The sequence below is a fragment of the Mameliella sp. LZ-28 genome, from assembly GCF_012274245.1.
Lineage (GTDB): Bacteria > Pseudomonadota > Alphaproteobacteria > Rhodobacterales > Rhodobacteraceae > Antarctobacter > Antarctobacter albus.
Window position 1 is genome coordinate 1 of record NZ_JAANYX010000029.1, and the last position, 756, is coordinate 756.

Annotated in this window: 1 protein-coding gene; it reads right to left on the reverse strand. The window is 66.1% G+C overall.

The window, feature by feature from the left end:
* Nucleotides 1-755, reverse strand: a 755-nt coding sequence (locus G9Q80_RS15280) for a bifunctional methylenetetrahydrofolate dehydrogenase/methenyltetrahydrofolate cyclohydrolase (RefSeq protein WP_168246497.1), incomplete at its 3' end; no start/stop codon positions are given.
* Between the last annotated feature and the right edge of the window lies 1 nt (nucleotide 756).

Below are 756 nucleotides of genomic sequence, written 5' to 3' on the forward strand. Positions count from 1 at the left end.
TGCGCGTCGCCCACGAGGCGGGTTTTGCCTTCGCCCTTTTCCGGCGCGTCGATGCGGTTGATGCCCACGTCGATCACCGTGGCGCCCGGCTTGATCCAGTCGCCCGGCACCATCTCGGGGCGGCCCACGGCGGCCACGACGATATCGGCGCGGCGCACCACCTCGGGCAGGTCTTTCGTCCGCGAATGCGCAATCGTCACGGTGCAGGAATCCCCCAGCAGCAGCTGCGCCATCGGCTTGCCGACGATGTTCGACCGGCCGATCACCACCGCGTCCATGCCGCTCAGCGACCCATGGTGATCGCGCAGCATCATCAGGCAACCCAGCGGCGTGCAGGGGACCATCGATTTCTGCCCGGTGCCCAACAGGCCCACGTTGGAAATGTGAAAGCCGTCCACGTCCTTGGAGGGCTCGATCGCGTTGATCACCAGGTCCTCGTCGAGGTGTTTCGGCAGGGGCAGCTGCACCAGGATGCCATGCACCGCCGGGTCCTTGTTCAGCTTATCGATCAGCGCCAGCAGGTCCGCCTCGGAGGTGTCGGCCTCCAGCTTGTGCTCGTAGGAGTTCATGCCGACCTCGACGGTCTGCTTGCCCTTCGAACGGACGTAGACCTGGCTGGCCGGGTCCTCGCCCACCAGCACCACCGCCAGGCCGGGCGTGATGCCGTTCTCATCCTTCAGCCGCGCCACATGCGCCGCCACCTTCTCGCGGACCGTGGCCGCAAAGGCCTTGCCGTCAATGATTGTTGCGCTCATC